Origin of the sequence: Herbaspirillum sp. WGmk3 (genome assembly GCF_023952535.1) — a bacterium.
Lineage (GTDB): Bacteria > Pseudomonadota > Gammaproteobacteria > Burkholderiales > Burkholderiaceae_D > Herbaspirillum > Herbaspirillum huttiense.
On sequence record NZ_JAKYWT010000001.1, the window covers coordinates 767,455 to 781,269 of the forward strand.

Annotated in this window: 10 protein-coding genes; 5 read left to right on the top strand and 5 right to left on the bottom strand. The window is 64.6% G+C overall.

All coding sequences use genetic code 11. From position 1 onward, the window contains the following. The first annotated feature begins 71 nt into the window (after window positions 1-71). Window positions 72-1,190: an NADH:flavin oxidoreductase/NADH oxidase gene (locus MKD49_RS03255; RefSeq protein WP_252695439.1), complete on the top strand. Its 1,119-nt coding sequence runs from the start codon at window positions 72-74 to the stop codon at window positions 1,188-1,190. Window positions 1,191-1,282: 92 nt separating this feature from the next. Here the strand turns inward: MKD49_RS03255 and MKD49_RS03260 are convergent, their stop codons facing one another. Then, complete coding sequence (locus MKD49_RS03260) at window positions 1,283-1,924, bottom strand: DedA family protein (protein ID WP_252695440.1); 642 nt, start codon at window positions 1,922-1,924, stop codon at window positions 1,283-1,285. Window positions 1,925-2,301: 377 nt separating this feature from the next. On the opposite strand from MKD49_RS03260, the gene MKD49_RS03265 reads away from it, so the two are divergent. From MKD49_RS03265 to MKD49_RS03280, 4 genes are all read left to right on the top strand, one after another. Further along, window positions 2,302-3,087 carry an SDR family oxidoreductase gene (locus tag MKD49_RS03265; RefSeq protein ID WP_252695441.1) on the top strand — a complete coding sequence of 262 codons (786 nt, stop codon included), beginning with the start codon at window positions 2,302-2,304 and terminating at the stop codon, window positions 3,085-3,087. A 53-nt stretch (window positions 3,088-3,140) separates the two neighbouring features. Further along, entirely contained in the window at window positions 3,141-4,073 is a 933-nt protein-coding gene (locus MKD49_RS03270; protein WP_134223076.1) for a 3-keto-5-aminohexanoate cleavage protein, read from the top strand. A 162-nt stretch (window positions 4,074-4,235) separates the two neighbouring features. Beyond that, window positions 4,236-5,207 carry a thymidylate synthase gene (locus tag MKD49_RS03275; RefSeq protein ID WP_034330222.1) on the top strand — a complete coding sequence of 324 codons (972 nt, stop codon included), beginning with the start codon at window positions 4,236-4,238 and terminating at the stop codon, window positions 5,205-5,207. 54 nt (window positions 5,208-5,261) lie between these two features. After that, on the top strand, window positions 5,262-6,323 hold the full coding sequence (locus tag MKD49_RS03280; protein WP_252695442.1) for a nitronate monooxygenase family protein: 1,062 nt from the start codon (window positions 5,262-5,264) through the stop codon (window positions 6,321-6,323). 13 nt (window positions 6,324-6,336) lie between these two features. Here MKD49_RS03280 and MKD49_RS03285 read toward each other — a convergent pair whose 3' ends face one another. The 4 genes from MKD49_RS03285 to MKD49_RS03300 form a co-directional block, all read right to left on the bottom strand. Beyond that, window positions 6,337-7,818 (bottom strand): efflux transporter outer membrane subunit, encoded by a 1,482-nt coding sequence (locus tag MKD49_RS03285; RefSeq protein WP_034330232.1) that lies wholly within the window; start codon window positions 7,816-7,818, stop codon window positions 6,337-6,339. A gap of 89 nt (window positions 7,819-7,907) precedes the next feature. After that, window positions 7,908-9,119, bottom strand: coding sequence for an efflux RND transporter periplasmic adaptor subunit (locus MKD49_RS03290; protein ID WP_252695443.1), 1,212 nt, complete (start codon window positions 9,117-9,119; stop codon window positions 7,908-7,910). A gap of 114 nt (window positions 9,120-9,233) precedes the next feature. Further along, window positions 9,234-11,900, bottom strand: coding sequence for a glucans biosynthesis glucosyltransferase MdoH (gene mdoH / locus MKD49_RS03295; RefSeq protein ID WP_252695444.1), 2,667 nt, complete (start codon window positions 11,898-11,900; stop codon window positions 9,234-9,236). After that, the gene (locus MKD49_RS03300; protein ID WP_252695445.1) at window positions 11,873-13,498 is read right to left on the bottom strand and encodes a glucan biosynthesis protein G; all 1,626 of its coding nucleotides are present in this window, start codon (window positions 13,496-13,498) and stop codon (window positions 11,873-11,875) included. Before MKD49_RS03300 ends, mdoH begins: the two co-directional genes overlap by 28 nt. Window positions 13,499-13,815: the final 317 nt, after the last annotated feature.

A 13,815-nucleotide genomic window follows, 5' to 3' on the forward strand; every position in this document is an offset into this window, starting at 1 on the left:
ACTTTTTGGAAATCCCCTAGACTGCGCATCTCGGCATCGTCCCGATGCCACGACATGACAGGAGTTCTTGCATGAGCAGTCAATTGTTTTCGCCGCTGACCCTGCGCGGCGTCACCTTGCCCAACCGCATCGCAGTCTCGCCGATGTGCCAGTACTCGGCCGAGGATGGCTTCGTCAACGACTGGCACCTGGTGCATCTGGGCAGCCGCGCCGTGGGCGGGGCCGGCCTGGTCATCATGGAGGCCACGGCGGTCGTGCCGGAAGGCCGCATCACCAGCGCCGACCTCGGCATCTGGAAGGATGAGCACATCGCGCCCCTGCGCCGTATTACCCGTTTCATCGAACAGCAGGGTGCCGTCCCCGGCATCCAGCTGGCCCATGCCGGCCGCAAGGCCAGCGCCCTGCGCCCCTGGGATGGCCCGGCCGGCAGCGTGCCGGTAGCCGAGGGTGGCTGGCTGCCACAGGCACCCTCAGCCCTGCCCTTCGACACGACCTATACCGAGCCGCACGCCTTGACGGTGGCCGAGATCGCCTCGCTGGTGCAGGCCTTTGCCGACGCCGCCCGTCGCGCGCTGGCTGCCGGTTTCAAGGTGATCGAACTGCACGGTGCGCACGGCTACCTGGGTCACCAGTTCCTCTCGCCGCTGAGCAACAAGCGTACCGACCAATATGGCGGCAGCTTCGAGAACCGCATCCGCTTCCCGCTGGAAACGGTGCAAGCCACCCGCGCCGTCTGGCCAGCCGAGCTGCCGCTGCTGGTGCGCCTGTCGGCCACCGACTGGACCGAAGGCGGCTGGAACGCCGATGACACGGTCGCCCTCTCGGCCCGCCTGCGTGACATGGGTGTCGATCTGGTCGATGTCTCCACGGGCGGCAACCTGCCCTCGGCGGCCATTCCCGTCGGCCCCGGCTACCAGACCGGCTTTGCCGCGCGTGTCAAAAGCGAAACGGGCATCGCCACCGGCACGGTCGGCATGATTACCGAAGCGATCCAGGCCGAGCACGTGCTGCGCACAGGCCAGGCCGACCTGGTGCTGCTGGCGCGCGAACTGCTGCGTGATCCCTACTGGCCACTGCATGCCGCGCAGCAATTGCGCGAAGACGTGGCTTGGCCGCCGCAATACGTGCGGGCGGCGTCCAGCAAGACGCCGTTGCGGCCGGATGTGCAATATGGCGGCAAGCAGGACTAAACCACGCCTGACAGCTCAACAAATGAAAAATGCCGGTCAGCGCTGCGCAGCGCTGACCGGCATTTTTATTGCCTCGAAGTCGGGCCGGACGATCAGCCCGGACGGCGCTTGTGGCGGAAGTACTCGATGATGCCCGGCAGGATCGACAGGATCACGATGGCCACGATCAACAGGCTCAGGTTCTTCTTGACGATGGGCAGGTTGCCGAAGAAGTAGCCGGCATAACCGAAGCTGGTCACCCAGGCGATGCCGCCGATGACGTTGTAGAGGAAGAAGCGAGAATAGGTCATCGCACCCACGCCTGCCACGAAGGGTGCGAAGGTGCGCACGATGGGCGCGAAGCGGGCAATGATGATGGCCTTGCCGCCGTGCTTCTCGAAGAAGGCATGGGTCTTCTCCAGGTATTCCTTCTTGAAGATGCGCGAGTTCGGCTTGTCGAACACCTTGATCCCCAGCATCTTGCCGATCTGGTAGTTGGTACTGTCGCCCAGGATGGCGGCCACGATCAGCGTCAGCAGCATCAGGTGGATGTCATAAGCCCCGGTAGCAGCCAGTGCACCGGTGACGAACAGCAGTGAATCACCCGGCAGGATGGGCGTGACCACCAGGCCGGTTTCGCAGAAGATGATCAGGAACAGGATCAGGAACAGCCAGGGTCCATAGGAAACGGCCAGTTCGGCCAGGTGACGGTCGATGTGGACGATGAAATCGACCAGGAACAGAAGGATATCCATAAGCCTGTGTGAAAGAGGGGAAGTGGCGAAAAGTGGGCATTGTACCAACAGCCTGCCACGCTCCCGTGAATTTTGATGCAGCGCGGCAGCGACGCCCTGCCCGCCTGCCTTCCACGGCGATTGATGAAAGTTTTTCTCCGCCCGCGCAATCTGTTCATCCTGCCCGCGCCCCACCCTCCTCGCCGCTGCGCCCCAGCCCGCCTCCCATGCGCTCCGGCGGCGAAATCGGCCGATTTGATCGGCAGCCGCTGGTCAGGATGCTGTCGTTGACGCTCCGGTCCGGCTCTACTACAGTCGTCCGCACCCGACCGCCCCACCACGACAAGACCAGCCAGCGCTGGCATCGGGGCCGGATGACCCCCTCAGGAGACAAACCCATGGAACTGAATCTGCAGGACCAGAAAGTCATCGTCACCGCCGGTGCCCAGGGCATCGGCCTCGCAATTACAGAAACGTTCATCAAAGCAGGCGCTCAAGTGCATGTCTGCGATATCAATGAGGCTTTCCTGGCCGCTGCCCATGCCCGTCTGGCAGGCGCGGCGGTGAGTTTCAGCCGCACTGACGTGGCCAGGCCCGAGGAAGTCGATGCCATGTTCGCCGACCTGGCCTCGCGCTGGGATGGACGGCTGGACGTGCTGGTCAACAATGCCGGCATCGCCGGACCCACCCTGCCGGTGGAAGACATCGCTCCGGCCGAATGGGACCAGACCATCGCCATCAACCTGACCGGCCCCTTCCTCTGCACCCGGCGTGCGGTGCCGATGCTCAAGCAGAACGGCGGCGGGGCCATCATCAACATCTCTTCAGTCGCCGGCCGGCTGGGCTTTGCACTGCGCACGCCCTATTCGGCTTCCAAGTATGGCGTCATCGGACTGACCGAGACCTGGGCCATCGAACTGGGGCCGTCCAACATCCGCGTCAATGCCGTCTTGCCCGGTATCGTCGAAGGGCCGCGCCAGGAGCGCATCGTGGCGGCCAAGGCAGCGGCCTACGGCATCGAACATGAAGAAATGCGCGCTCGGCTGCTTTCCAAGGTCTCGCTGCGGCGCATGGTCAGCGCCCAGGATATTGCCAACCAGATCCTCTTCCTCTGCTCGCCCGCGGGCGCGGCCATCAGCGGCCAGAGCCTGTCGGTGTGCGGCAATGTGGAAACGCTGGCCTGAGCTGGCGCAACGGCCTTCTTTCCTTTTCCTTCATCTTTTCAGGAGCTAGCCCCATGGCCCAGCCTCGCAAAGTCATCATCACCTGCGCCATTACCGGTGCCATTCATACCCCCTCGATGTCGCCCTACCTGCCGGTCACGCCCGAGCAGATCCGCGATGAAGCCCTGGCCGCGGCCGACGCTGGCGCCGCCATCGTGCACCTGCATGCGCGCGATCCGCAGAATGGCAAACCGACGCAGGATCCGGACGCCTTCCGCAAATTCCTGCCGCAGATCAAGGCCGCCTCCAACGTGGTCATCAACCTCACCACGGGCGGCGCGCCGACCATGGGGGTGGAAGAGCGGCTGCAACCGGCCTTGCAGTTGAAGCCGGAAGTGGCCTCCCTGAACATGGGCTCGATGAACTTCGGCCTGTATGAAATGCTGAACCGCTTCAAGGATTTCAACTACGACTGGGAACAGCCCTACCTGGCCGGCTCCGATGACCGCATCTTCCGCAACACCTTCAAGGACATCGCCTACATCCTCGAATCCTGCAGCGCCAACCAGACCCGCTTCGAGATCGAGTGCTATGACATCGGCCATCTCTACACGGCCGCACACTTCATCGACCGTGGATTGATCAAGCCGCCCTTCCTGATCCAGTCGGTCTTCGGCCTGCGCGGCGGCATCGGCAACGATGTCGAAGACGTGATGCACATGAAGCGCACCGCCGACCGCCTCTTCGGCGACGCCTACTTCTGGTCGGTGCTGGGTGCCGGGCGCGGCCAGATCCCGATTGCCACCATGGCCGCCGCCATGGGCGGGCATACCCGCGTGGGGCTGGAAGATTCACTCTGGGATGGCCCCGGCCAGCTGGCCAAAAGCAATGCCGACCAGGTGCGCCGCATCCGCACCGTGATCGAGGCGCTTTCCTTGCAGGTGGCGACGCCCGACGAGGCGCGCGCGATGCTGCAGCTCAAGGGCGGGCAGAACGTCGGATTCTGAGGCAGGCGCGGCCCCATTGATGACACCGGAGCGGGCGACCGCCTCCGGTGTTTTTCTTCATATTGCTGCGATGACAAGCTGTTCCGGTATCCGATGTTCAGGCCGTCGATAGGCTACAATCCCCCATCCTTTGGCCTCCCGGCCAGCCTCCCGAACATTGCAATGAAACAATACCAAGACCTCATCCAGGACGTGCTGACCAACGGCTCCTGGCAAGACAACCGCACCGGCATCCGCACCCTGAGCATTCCCGGGGCCATGATGCGCTTCGACCTGCAGAAGGGTTTTCCGGCAGTGACCACCAAGCGCCTGGCCTTCAAGTCGGTGGTGGGCGAACTGTGCGGCTTCCTGCGCGCCACCCGCAGCGCGGCCGATTTCCGCGCGCTGGGCTGCAAGGTCTGGGACCAGAACGCCAACGAAAACGCCGACTGGCTGGCCAATCCGTTCCGCACCGGCACCGATGACCTGGGCCCGGTGTATGGCGTGCAGTGGCGCGAATGGCCGGCCTACAAGCTGATCGACGCTGCGCACACCGCACAGATCGACGCGGCCCGTGCCAAGGGCTTTGCCATCGTCTCCTCGCTGCAGGACAACGGTGTGGAAAAAGTCCTGCTCTACAAGGCCGTGGACCAGTTGCGCGAGTGCCTGGATACCATCGTCAAGAATCCCGGAAGCCGCCGCATCCTGTTCCACGGCTGGAACTGCGCGGTGCTGGACGAAATCGCCCTGCCCGCCTGCCACCTGCTGTACCAGTTCCTGCCCAACCAGAGCACCGGCGAGATCTCGCTCTGCCTGTACGTGCGCAGCAACGACATCGGCCTGGGCACGCCCTTCAACCTGGCCGAGGGTGCGGCGCTGCTGCACCTGGTGGCGCGCCTGACCGGCTACAAGCCGCGCTGGTTCAGCTACTTCGTGGGTGACGCGCACATCTACGAAAACCATATCGACATGGTCAAGGAACAGTTGACGCGCGAGCCCTATCCGCTGCCGCAACTGGCCATCGCCGAGCGCGTGCCGGAATTCGCCAGGACCCGCGAGTACGCCCCGCAATGGCTGGAACTGGTCGAGCCGACCGACTTCTCGCTGGTCAACTACCAGCACCACGCCCCGCTGACCGCGCCCATGGCGGTCTGATCCACCTCGGCAAGCCGGCTCCGTTGAGGGCCGGCCTGCGCTTAGGGAGTTCACATGTCCAACGCGCTGCTGCAACGACTGGGCCTGGCCCATCCCATCATCCAGGCCCCGATGGCGGGCAGTTCCACCGTGACCATGGCAGCGGCTGCCTCCAATGCCGGTGCGCTGGGCTCGCTGGCGCTGGGTGCCTCTTCGGTGGCGCAGGCGCGCGAGGCGCTGGCGCAATTGCAGGCCCTCACCGACAAACCCTTCAACGTCAATTTCTTCTGCCACCAGCCGGCCGTCCTGGATCCCGCCCGCGATGCCGCGTGGGTCAGGCACCTGCAGGGCCATCTGGACGAATTCGGCGGCAGCATCAGCCTGCCCCTGAAAGAGATCTACCAAAGCTTCATCGTCGATACCGGGATGCAGCAACTGGTGCTGGAATTGCCCCCGGCCGTGGTCAGTTTCCACTTCGGATTACCGGACGCGGGCGTCATCCAGTCACTCAAAAACGCCGGTGTCTTCCTGATGGCCACCGCCACCAATCTGGACGAAGCGCGCCAGATCGAGGCAGCCGGACTGGATGCCATCGTGGCGCAGGGTATTGAAGCCGGCGGCCATCGCGGCATCTTTGATGAACACAAGGATGAGGAAATCGGCACCTTCGCCCTGGTACGCCTGCTGGCCACGCAGTGCCGGCTGCCGGTGATCGCCGCCGGCGGCATCATGGATGGTGCCGGCATTGCGGCAGCCCTGCGGCTGGGCGCGCAGGCGGTGCAACTGGGCACGGCCTTCCTGCTCACGCGTGAATCGGGTGCCAACGCCGCCTACAGAAATCTGCTCAAGAGTTCACGTGCCCGGCACACGCGCGTCACCGCCGCCATCTCCGGCCGCCGTGCGCGGGGCATCGTCAACCGCTTCATGGAAGAAATCGACATATCGCCTGCAACCCCCATCCCTGCGTACCCCGCCGCCTACGACGCCGGCAAGCAGTTGCATGCCATGGCCACCGCCAGGGAGGTGCACGAGTTCGGCGCCCACTGGGCTGGCCAGGGCGCGGCGCTCATCCGGGATGGCTATACGGTCGGGGAACTGGTGCACCTGCTGGTGCAGGAATGGCAGGCGCAGGGCTGACCCGCGCCTGGATTCAGGAGACGGTGTCGGTGCTGGCAGCGCCGGGCTCCGCCGGCACCTGCTTGTCCTGCCAGCCGCCACCCAGGGCCTTGTAGAGCGAGACAGTCGCCTGCAGGCGCTGCAGCTTGATCTGGCCCAGCTGGTTCTGGGCTTCCGACAAGGTGCGCTGGGTATCGAGCACCACCAGCAGATCCTCGGCCCCGGCGCGATAGCGGATCTCCGCCAGCTCGAAGGCGAAGCGCGCCTGGTCCACCTCATTGACCTTCAGGCGATAGCGCTCTTCCAGACTGCGAATGGCCCCCAGGGCCTTTTCCACTTCCGACAACGAAGTAATCACGCGCTGGCGATACACCTGCACCAGTTCTTCCTTCTGCGCCTCGGCCAGCGCCTGCTGGTTGCGCAGGTTGCCGCCGTCGAAGATCGGCGCGATCAGGCTGGTACCGAGATTGGCGAACAGATTCGGACCATTGAAGAGCGACAGCAAGGCATTGCTCTGCGCCCCGGTGGAACCGGTCAGCGAGATGCTGGGGAAGAGCGAAGCCCGCGCCACGGCCACATTGGCATTGGCCGCCGCCAGATTGGCTTCGGCACGGCGAATGTCGGGGCGACGCGTCAGCAGTTCCGACGGCAGGCCCGCCGAAATACGCGGCATCTGGATCTTCGCCAGGCCCTTTTCCTCGACCTTGAAATTCTGCGGCGGACGGCCCAGCAGGATGGCCAGCGCGGTCTGCGCGTCCTGCTCCTGCTGCTGCAGGTCGGGGATCAGCTGGCGCTGATTGGCCAGCGCCGAACGCTGGCGCGCCAGGTCCAGCGGCGAGGCCGAACCGGCGCGGCTTTGCGCCTCCACCAGACGTAACACACGCTCGGCATTGTTGACGTTCTGGCGCGCGATCTCCAGCCGGTCACGCAGCGACAGCACCTGCAGATAGGTGGAAACGATGCCGCTGGTGACCGTCAGCGCGACCGTTTCCCGGTCGTAGCGATTGGCGCGCAAGGTCGCTTCGGCGGCTTCGACACCCGCGCGGTTCTTGCCCCAGAAATCGATTTCGTAGCTGACCTGCAGGCTGGCATTGGCGCTGTTGGTGGGCGTGCCGCCGGAAATGGGCATCTCGCGGTTGGCACCGGCATTCAGGCTCACATTGGGCAGCAGCGGTGCACCGGCGATGCGGGCTTGCGCCTCGGCCTGCTTGATGCGCGAGAAGGCGGCAGCGATTTCGTAATTGTTGCGCTGGCCTTCCTGCACCAGGGAAGACAATTCACCACTGCCAAACTGTTTCCACCAGTCGGTATCGGGCCACAACTGCTCGGCGTGCGCCACGTCGGCAGAAGCACCGCCGCCCCATTTGTCGGGCACCTGCATTTCGAGGATGGGATCGGGCTGCACCTCACGCGTGACGCAGCCACCGATGGCCAGCACCAGCGCGGCCGCCATCGCCACCCGCGTCATGCGGGGCCATGGAGAAGACGTCAGCAGCGGTGTATTACGCAGTGTCATGGGCTTGAACATCGACAGATGAAAACAGAGAGGACCGGGTCACCCGGCGAAGCCGTTACTTTACAGCAAGCCTCGCGCCCGTCCCGCGATTACTTGGCGGCGGCGTTGCCATCGCCCGCCGGTGCCGGCGGATTGGCCGGCAGCAGTACCTGCTCGCCCTCCTTCAGACCGGACAGCACCTGAGCACGTTCGCCATCGCGAATGCCGATCTTGATCTTGCGCGTTTCCAGCGTGCCATCGGCCAGCACCACCTTGACGGTCTGGGTGCCATCCATGCCGGGCTTGGTCACCAGCGAGCGCGGAATGGCCGGCACGTGTTCCGCCCGCGCCAGCACGAAATACACGTCGGCACTCATGCCGCTCATCAGTTCGCGGCTGGGATTGGCCACATCGAAGAGCACGGTGTAATACGCCTTCTTGCCCTGGCGGCCGGAGTCATCGGTGGGCAGCAGCATGATCTGGCGCAGCTTGCCGCTCCAGCGCTTGCCGGGGTAGCCGGGGGTGGTGAAATACGCGGTCATGCCCTTTTGCAGGCGTGTCACGTCCTCTTCCGATACCGGCACCTGCACCGTCATGCGAGAGAGATCGGCGATGCGCATCAGCACTTCCTGGTTGGCGCTGACCATCTGGCCGGGGCGCGCGTTGAGGGTGACGATGGTACCGCTGACCGGGGCCTCGATGCGGGTCTGCTTCTGCACGGCCTCATCTTCACGGATGGCCGCTTCGGTCTGCTGGATCTGGGCGTTGGTGGCGTCCACGCGGGAAGCCGCCGCATACATGTTCATGCGGCTGGATTCGTAGGATTCTTCGCGAGTGGCGTTCTCGGCCTTGAGCTGGGTCTGGCGCTGGAACTGCAGTTGCGCAAAGTCCAGCTGCGCATTCTGTCCGGCCAGCTCGGCCTTCAGTCGTGCCAGCGTGGCACGGTTGCTTTCGATGCGGCTGTTCTGCACGGCCGGCGCGACGGTGGCCAGCAGGCGTCCGGCCTTGACCGCCTCGCCGATCACCACTTCCACATCCGAGATCTGGCCGGCCACCTTGGAGCCGACGTCCACATAATCCTGGGCCACCACATTGCCGGTGGCGTTGACGACCTGCTCCAGATCGGCACGTTCGACGGGCACCGTTTCCAGCTTCACCGGAATCGGCTTGGGCGGAGCAGGCGGCGGCGACTGCCGCGCATAGAGCGCATAGCCGCCGCCCAGCACCAGCACCAACGCGACGACACTCCACCAGGCTTTCTGCCGGGCAGGCGCATGGGTGGTCAGGACTACGTGCGGAAGTTGGTCGTGCGGCTCGGTCATGTCACAGGCGGCAAACGTTCAATCAAGTCAGGGTCAACAATGCGTGATGATCCCTGCAAAAGATGACGGCCGAATGTCTTCGGCCGTCCCCTGTTCCGGTCGTGGTCCGCCCCCTCAGGCGGCCAGTGCCGGTGATGCGACGGCGGCGGCAGGTGCCGCTTGCTGGCGCGCGGCATGCCAGTCCGGATGGACCTCGGCAGCACCGCTCCAGACCGCCTGGTGCAGTTGCGACAGCAAGCCCGGTTCTTCCAGGATGCTGTTTTTCTGCTTGTCGTTCAGCGCGTCCGGCCCGTCCTTGAGCGCGGTGCGCACCAGCTTCTCGCGCAGATGCTGCGTCAGTTGCGGTACGTGCGGATGCGCATGCGCGGTGGCACACATCAGCGCATTGAAGGACGGATCGACCACGGCCTCGACGAAGCCCGGCAGCGGCGGCGTCTCTTCATGATGGCGCACGGTTTCGCGCAGCTCGAACGGTGGCGTGGTCTCTTCAGGGATCTTGAACAGACCCGCACGGCGGAAGCCACGGCCATAGGTCACGCGCGACGACAACACCGACACCGGCACCGATACCGCCAGCGAACCGGCAATCGGAATGAGCCAATAAATGAAGGACGGATTGAGCCAGTACACCAGCGCGCCCCAGGCCACGCCCAGCACCGAATGCCAGCCGTGACGGCGCACCGCCTCACCCCAGCCGGTTTCATTGTCGGCACGCGGCGGCGACTTCCAGCCGGCGTTCCAGCCGAGGAAGGCCCCCAGCACGAAGCGGGTGTGGAACAGCATGCGCACCGGGGCCAGCGCCATCGAGAACAGCAGCTCGATCACCATGCTCACGAACAGCGCCAGCGCACCGCCGAAACCGCGTGCGCCCTTCACCGCAAACAGCAGCACGGCCAGGATCTTGGGCAGGAACAGGATGGTGGCGGTGGCCGAGACCAGCGCCAGTGCCTTCTCCGGATGCCATTCCGGCCAGATCGGGAAGAGCTGGCGCGGTGCCGTGAAATACTGCGGATCGATCAGCGTATGCGCTGCCAGCAGCACCGTGGAGAGGATCAGGAACAGCCCCCACAGCGGTGCCGACACGTAAGCCATCACACCGGTGACGAACACCGCGCGATGCACCGCGTGCATGCCACGCGCCAGGAACAGGCGGAAGTTCATCAGGTTGCCCTGGCACCAGCGGCGGTCCCGGCTGAGTTCATCGAGCAGGTTGGGCGGCATTTCTTCGTAGCTGCCGTCCAGGTCATAGGCGATCCACACCGACCAGCCTGCACGACGCATCAGCGACGCCTCCACGAAGTCGTGCGACATGATCGGACCGGACAGGTTGCCCTTGCCCGGCAGCGGCGCCAGCGCGCAGTACTTCATGAAGGGCTGCAGGCGGATGATGGCGTTGTGGCCCCAGAAGTGCGACTCGCCCAGTTGCCAGTAATGCAGACCCGCGGTAAACAGCGGGCCATACACGCGGGTCGAGAACTGCTGGATGCGCGCATACAGCGTATCGCGTCCGGCTGCGCGCGGTGCGGTCTGGATGATGCCCGCGCCCGGATGGGCTTCCATCAGGCGGGTCAGCTTGGTGAGGCATTCGCCGGTCATGACGCTGTCGGCGTCGAGCACCACCATGTAGCGATAATCGGCCCCCCAGCGGCGGCAGAAGTCGTCCAGGTTGCCGCTCTTGCGTTTGACGCGACGACGGCGGTGGCGATAGAAGATGCGTCCGAAGCCGCCGGTCTCGCGGCACAGGCGGTCCCATGCGGCAACTTCGGCGGCGCAGATGTCGGCTTCGCCGCTGTCGCTCAGGATGAAGAAATCGAAGTGCTGAATCTGCCCGGTGCGTTCCAGCGACTCGTAGGTCGCGCGCAAGCCGGCGAAAACGCGTGCCACATCTTCGTTGCAGATGGGCATGACGATGGCCGTGCGGGCCTCCGGCGCGATCTCGGTATGGCCGGCCTTCTCGTGCGAGATGAGGTACTTGTCATCACCGCGCATGAGGAGCAGGAAGCCGGTCATGGCCGTCCAGAACCCGGCCGAAACCCACAGGAACAGCAGTCCGAACAGGAACAGCACCACCATCTCCAGCGGCTTGGTGCCGTGATACGGCAGCACGTCGCTCATGAAATAGGTGGCCATGGAGGTCTGCAGCGCCATCAGCACCAGCAGCGTAATACGGCGGATGTTGCCCGTATGCTGCCAGTGCCCCTTGGGATCGGGGGCCTCGGACTGGTCCAGGTGATCCTCGATGTAGCGCGGTTCGTCATCCACCGGCGGTGCGGCTTCAGCCACCTTGGCGCGGCCCTTGCGGGCGCGGCGCCAGCGGCTGGGACGGCGTTCCAGGCGGCGGTTTTCCTCTTCCACCCAGCGCGAAAAAGGATTGAGTTCGCCCCACGGGCGCGGCACCATCGATTTGCGATGCATCGGCGGGCCGACCGGAATGCGCGGCTGGCCGCGCTCTTCACCAATGGGAGGAACGGGCGCACCCTGCACCGCCTGTGCCGCTTGCGCAGCAGGGACGGCCGCCGGTTGCGCGGCGGGATACATGAGACGCAGGCGCGCATCGACCGAAGCTTGCGCCGCGGCCGGTACCAGGCTGGCATCGCGCCCGGAGGCCTCGGCCAGCACGCGGTGCAGGTCGGCCACCGGATCGCCGGAGCCGATTGCACCCGCGCGCGCAGCCAGGTCCTGGCGTTGCTCAGGCGACAGCGGCAGACGCGCGAGGTAATCCTCCAGCGTCTGCGAGGCTGCCGAAGTCTGCCTTAGTTGGGGGGTAATATGTAGCTCCACGTTTCAGACAAGGTTGTGCCGCCATTGGCATTGCGCAGGAAACCGCGCAGCTCGACGGGCTTGTTTTCTTCCAGGCGGCGCAGCTTGACTTCCACGCGCCAGCCGCCGGTCATTTCATTCTTGCGGGTGGTGACGGTGGCCAGCTTGCCATTGGCATCGGCCTCGACCACGCCTTCCACGCGCGCATTGGCGGGCAGCTTCTTGAGGTTGCCGCCGTCGAAGTCGATGGCCAGCTGCTGCACCTCATCCTGCTTGCCTTCCTGCTTGGGACGGTAGCCGTGGCCGAACAGGGTCTGCGTGACGAAGGCCAGCGGCGGACGCTTCTCGTTGTCCTTCTGCCAGGACAGGCGGTATTCCACGTTCAGCGGCTGGCCAGGCTTGGGCAGCGTGTTGGGAATCCAGTAGGCCACGATGTTGTCGTTGGTCTCGTCGGGCGTGGGAATCTGCACCAGCTCCACGCGGCCCGAACCCCACTTGCCCTTGGGCTCGACCCAGGCGCTGGGGCGCGACTGGTAGTTGTAGTCCAGGTCTTCGTAGTGCGAGAAATTGCGGTCGCGCTGCATCAGGCCAAAGCCCTGCGGATTGTCGAAGGAGAACGAAGTCACCAGCAGGCGCTTGGGGTTCACCAGCGGACGCCACAGCCATTCGCCGGTACCCGACTGCATCGACAGGCCGTCCGAGTCATGCACTTCCGGACGGAAGTCGTCGGCCGGACCCGGCTGGTTCTCGCCGAAGAGGAACATGCTGGTCAGCGGGGCGATGCCCAGCTTGGTGACATTGCTGCGCAGGTAGAGCTGGGCCTTGACGTCCATGGCGGTATCCACGCCAGGCTTGAGGACGAAGCGATAGGCACCGGTGGCGCGCGGCGAATCCAGCAGCGCATAGATCACCAGTTCCTTGGCCTCGCCCGAGGGACGCTCCAGCCAGAATTCGGTGAAGCGCGGGAATTCCTCGCCCGAATAGAGTGCGGTATCGATGGCCAGCCCGCGCGCGGAGAGGCCATAGCTCTGCCCCTTGCCCATGGCGCGGAAGTAGCTGGCTCCGTGGAAGGTCAGCACGTCATCCTTGACCTTGGCCGAGTTGAGCGGGAAGCGGATGCGGAACCCGGCAAAGCCGATGTTGCGCAGGGTGCGCGGATCGACGCTGCGGTTGGCGCTGTAATCGAAGAGCGCCGGATTGAAATGAATCTCGCGCACGGCGTCGCCGACCACTTCATTGATCTTGACCGGCTCGGTATAGCTCGCGCCCAGATGGATGAAGGACAGTTCGAAAGGCAGCTTCTGGGCGCGCCAGTACGACTTGTCATCGCGGAAGTAGATCTGGCTGGCCTGCTCGTAGCTCAAGTCCTTGAGCGACTTGGGCAGATCATCGGCGGGCTTCTTGTACGACTTGCCGGCCAGCGCCTTGGCGCGGGCGGCCACCGTATTGAAATCAAAGGCCAGGGCAGCTTGCGGCAAGGCCAGCGCCAGCAGACCCGCCAGGGTCGCCGGAGCGGCGAGGCGACGCCACCAGGTCGATCGTGCGGCACTGCGCCGGGAAACGAGTCCCTCGTGCGGCCAGGAGGTGGTGTGAAGCAGCATTATTGTTTTGTCTGACATGCAATTTTCTGGTTGATTGCCCCGGCAGACACTGGAAGCAGCGCCGCACCGGAAAGCAGGCGCTAGTTTACCCAAATGTGGCGGGGATTGTTCGCTAGTTCATATGAAGATGGCATGCTTGCAGAGGGAATCGCCCTGAGGGACAGTATTTCCTGAATGAAACTTCATTCGCCTGCAAACCCGGCCCCGGCGCGCGCAAGCGGCCAGCCGGTTCAGGTATAAGGGCAGGTGGCGGCGCATAAAGTTCCGTGCCGCAGCATGGCTGCTGTAACATTATGCTTCTGTCGCCCTTGCATCCGGCCGTGCGCCGGGCTGCA

Coding starts and splice junctions, on each gene's coding strand:
- MKD49_RS03255 (WP_252695439.1), top strand. CDS start 72: ATGAGCAGTCAATTGTTTTCGCCGCTGACCCTGCGCGGCGTCACCTTG.
- MKD49_RS03260 (WP_252695440.1), bottom strand. CDS start 1,924: ATGGATATCCTTCTGTTCCTGGTCGATTTCATCGTCCACATCGACCGT.
- MKD49_RS03265 (WP_252695441.1), top strand. CDS start 2,302: ATGGAACTGAATCTGCAGGACCAGAAAGTCATCGTCACCGCCGGTGCC.
- MKD49_RS03270 (WP_134223076.1), top strand. CDS start 3,141: ATGGCCCAGCCTCGCAAAGTCATCATCACCTGCGCCATTACCGGTGCC.
- MKD49_RS03275 (WP_034330222.1), top strand. CDS start 4,236: ATGAAACAATACCAAGACCTCATCCAGGACGTGCTGACCAACGGCTCC.
- MKD49_RS03280 (WP_252695442.1), top strand. CDS start 5,262: ATGTCCAACGCGCTGCTGCAACGACTGGGCCTGGCCCATCCCATCATC.
- MKD49_RS03285 (WP_034330232.1), bottom strand. CDS start 7,818: ATGACACTGCGTAATACACCGCTGCTGACGTCTTCTCCATGGCCCCGC.
- MKD49_RS03290 (WP_252695443.1), bottom strand. CDS start 9,119: ATGACCGAGCCGCACGACCAACTTCCGCACGTAGTCCTGACCACCCAT.
- MKD49_RS03300 (WP_252695445.1), bottom strand. CDS start 13,498: ATGTCAGACAAAACAATAATGCTGCTTCACACCACCTCCTGGCCGCAC.